The 4,107-nt window shown below is 61.8% G+C and carries 1 protein-coding gene; it reads left to right on the plus strand.

Translation table 11 applies throughout. The features are described 5' to 3' along the window. Positions 1-4,107: condensation domain-containing protein (locus AUC61_RS21800; RefSeq protein ID WP_243248233.1), on the plus strand; the 4,107-nt coding region annotated here is incomplete at both ends.

Genomic DNA, 4,107 nt, shown 5'->3' on the forward strand with positions numbered 1-4,107 from the left:
CGCCGATTCCCGACTTGTCCTGGTACCTGCTGGACGCTGATCTGCATCCTGTGCCGCGTGGCTGTGTCGGCGAGCTGTATGTCGGGCAGGCGGGTCTGGCCCGTGGTTACCTGAACCGCGCAGGCTTGACCGCCACGCGCTTTGTACCGAACCCGTTCGACGAGCAGGGCGGGCGTCTGTATCGCACCGGCGACCTGGCGCGTTACTGCGCCGATGGCTCCATCGAGTACATCGGGCGTATCGACCATCAGGTGAAAATTCGCGGCTTCCGTATCGAGCTGGGCGAGATAGACGCTCGCCTCAATGAGTTGGCGACCGTTCGCGAAGGTCTGGTGCGGGTTCATGACGCGGCCAGCGGTGCGCAACTGGTGGCGTATATCGTGCCGCAACAGTACAGCGCTGACGCGCTGGAGCAGGCAGCGTTGCGCGACGAGATCAAGACGTCGCTGCGTGAAAACCTGCCGGACTACATGGTGCCTGCGCACCTGCTGTTCCTGGCGCGCATGCCGCTGACCGCCAACGGCAAGCTGGATCACAAGGCCTTGCCAGCGCCGGATGCAGGTCTGGCACAGCTTGATTACGTCGCGCCGCAAAGCACCCTTGAGCAGCAGATCGCAGCGGTTTGGCAGGACGTGCTCAAGCTTGAACAGGTCGGCGTTACCGACAACTTCTTTGAGTTGGGCGGTGATTCGATCATCTCGATTCAGGTGGTCAGCCGTGCGCGTCTGGCGGGTATTCGCTTCACGCCCAAAGACCTGTTCGAGCGCCAGACCGTGCGTGCGCTGGCTCAGGTGGCGCAATTGGGTGAGGACGCGCTGAGTATTGATCAGGGGCCGGTGACCGGTGACATGCCACTGTTGCCGATCCAGCAGTGGTTCTTCGAGCAGGACATTCCGGACCGTCATCACTGGAACCAGTCCGTGTTGTTGAACCCGCGCCAACGTCTGGACGCGCAAGTGCTGAGCCAGGCCGTACACGCCTTGATCAATCATCACGATGCCTTGCGTCTGACGTTCGCCGAGCCTTTCAATATGGGCCGCTTCAATCCGGCCCCGGCGACAGGGTCCTTGTTGTGGTGTGAAACGGTCAGCGACGAGCATCAGCTTCAAACGCTGCTGAACAAGGCGCAACGCAGTCTCGACCTGCCGCAAGGCCCGCTGCTGCGAGTGGTACTCGCCGAGTTGCCGGGCGGCGAACAGCGCCTGTTGCTGGCGATTCACCACTTGGTGGTGGACGGGGTTTCGTGGCGGATTCTGTTCGAGGACCTGCAAAGCGCTTACCGGCAGATCGAATCAGGCAAGCCCGTACAATTGCCGGGCAAAACCACTGCTTTCAAGCACTGGGCGCAGGGTCTGCAAGACCTGGCACGCAACGGCGGCCTGTCGTCGCAAGTGGGTTTCTGGCAGTCATTGCTGAGTGAGGCGTCGACAGACCTGCCGTGCCTGAACGGTGCAGCCAGCCTTCGGGCCAGCGAGAGCAGCACCGTCGGTGCGAAGCTTTCGGCCGAGCTGACCCGCCAGTTGTTGCAACAGGCACCGGCGGCCTATCGCACGCAGGTCAATGACCTGCTGCTGACCGCTCTGGCGCGAGTCATTGCCAACTGGACCGGGCGTGACGACGTCCTGGTGCAACTGGAGGGCCATGGCCGCGAGGCACTGCTGGAAGACGCCGACCTCAGCCGTACGGTGGGTTGGTTCACCAGCCTGTTCCCGGTGCGCCTGACTGCGCAAGCCGGGCTGAAACACTCGATCAGGCACATCAAGGAACAACTGCGCTCGATCCCGGACAAAGGCATCGGTTTTGGTGTGCTGCGTTATCTGGGCGACGAAGCGACCCGCAATAGCCTGCGGGCATTACCGACGCCACGCATCACTTTCAACTACCTTGGCCAGTTCGATGGCAGCTTCGACGATGCGGAGGCATTGTTCGTCCCGGCCCGGGAAAACAGCGGCGCCGATCAGAGCGCCGATGCGCCGCTGAATAACTGGCTGAGCATCAACGGCCAGGTGTTTGCCGGGGAGTTGAGCCTGGCCTGGACCTTCAGTGCCGAGATGTTCGCCGAGCAGGCCATGCAACAACTGGCCGACCAGTACATCGCCGAACTGACTCGCGTCATCGAGCATTGCTGCGATCCGCAGCAGGCCGGGCTGACGCCGTCTGACTTCCCGCTGGCGCGCATCAGCCAGGAGCAACTGGACGCGTTGCCGCTCCAGGCCGCTCAGGTGGAAGATATCTACCCGCTGGCACCGATGCAGCAGGGCATGTTGTTCCACACCCTGTATGAAGAACAGGCGGGTGGCGACTACACCAACCAGATGCGTCTGGATGTGGATGGCCTTGATCCGGAGCGCTTCCTTCAGGCCTGGCAGGCAGCCATGAACCAGCACGCGATTCTGCGCAGCGGGTTCTACTGGCAAGGCGGTCTGGAACGTCCGCTACAGGTGGTGTTCAAGGACATCGCCATGCCGTTCACGGTGGTCGACCTGCGCCACGCAACCAATCTTGCCCCCGAACTGCAAAGGCTGGCTGATGCTGAGCTCAAGGCCGGGTTTGACCTGAGTCGCGCGCCGCTGCTGCGGCTGGTGGCCGTGCGCGTTGCAGAGCAGCGTTACCACCTGATATACACCAACCACCACATCCTCATGGATGGCTGGAGCAACTCGCAGTTGCTCGGTGAGGTGCTGCAACGCTATGCCGGTGAATACCAGGCGCAGCACAGTGGCAACTACCGCGATTACATCGCCTGGTTGCAGGCTCAGGATGCAGCCCTTAGCGAGAGGTTCTGGCTGGAACGGCTCAGTGTGCTGGACGAGCCTACCTGGCTGACCCGCGCCCTCGACTTGCCCGCGCAAGCAGCTGTTGAGGCCCACGGCGATCACTTCGAAGTGTTCAGCGCCGAGCAGACTCGATTACTGGGCGAGTTTGCCCGTCAGCAAAAAGTGACACTCAATACGGTGGTGCAATCGGCGTGGTTGCTGCTGTTGCAGCGCTACACCGGACAACGTTCAGTCGCCTTTGGCGCGACGGTTTCCGGGCGTCCGGCGGGGCTTAAAGGTGTCGAGCAGCAGATCGGTCTGTTCATCAATACCTTGCCAGTCATTGCTACACCGCAGCCGGAGCAGTCGGTGAGCGACTGGCTGCAGTCGGTTCAGGCGGACAATCTGGCGCTGCGCGAACATGAACACACGCCGCTGGCGGATATTCAGCGCTGGTCAGGGCAGGGCAGCGACGCCTTGTTCGACAGCATTCTGGTGTTCGAAAACTACCCGGTGTCGGAAGCTCTGCAACAGGAAGCGCCGCAGGAATTGACCTTCGGCAAGGTCGACAACCACGAGCAGACTCACTATCCACTGACCCTGATCGTCGGTCTGGGCGAAACGCTGTCACTGCATTTCAACTATCGCCAGGCGAATTTTCCGGTGCACACCGTGCAGCAGATTGCTGGCCAGCTTCGGCATGTGCTGCTGCAAATGGCTGCCAGTCAGGCCGGGCAGCGCTTGAGCGAGCTGACGTTGCAGGACGATGCGCACATAGAAGCAAGCCTTGCTCAGTGGAATCCGTCGACTCAGGTGTTCCCGGTCGAGCAGTGCCTGCATCAATTGATTGCCGCGCAAGCCGCGCGCACACCTGAAGCGGTGGCCGTGTCTTTCCGGGATCAGAGCCTCAGCTACCAGGCGCTGGACAGCCAGGCCAACCGTCTCGCTCACCTGCTGATCGAGGCCGGAGTCGGGCCGGACGTTTGTGTCGGTATTGCCGTGCAGCGCGGGCCGGGGATGATTGTCGGCCTGTTGGCGATCCTCAAGGCAGGCGGGGCTTACGTGCCGCTGGACCCGGATTATCCTCAGGATCGCCTGGCCTACATGATTGAAGACAGCGGGCTGTCGTTGTTGCTGACTGAAAGCCACTTGCGTGAGCAACTGCCGATTTATGCATCGGTACGCACCTTGCTTATCGACACGGACCTGTCCGCACAGCCGCGCCACGATCCACACGTGTCGGTGAGCCCTGACAACCTTGCCTACGTGATTTACACCTCGGGTTCCACGGGACAGCCCAAGGGCGCACTGCTCCCGCACAGCAACGTGGTGCGTCTGTTCAGCGCCACGG

The sequence above is a fragment of the Pseudomonas maioricensis genome, from assembly GCF_022790535.1.
Lineage (GTDB): Bacteria > Pseudomonadota > Gammaproteobacteria > Pseudomonadales > Pseudomonadaceae > Aquipseudomonas > Aquipseudomonas maioricensis.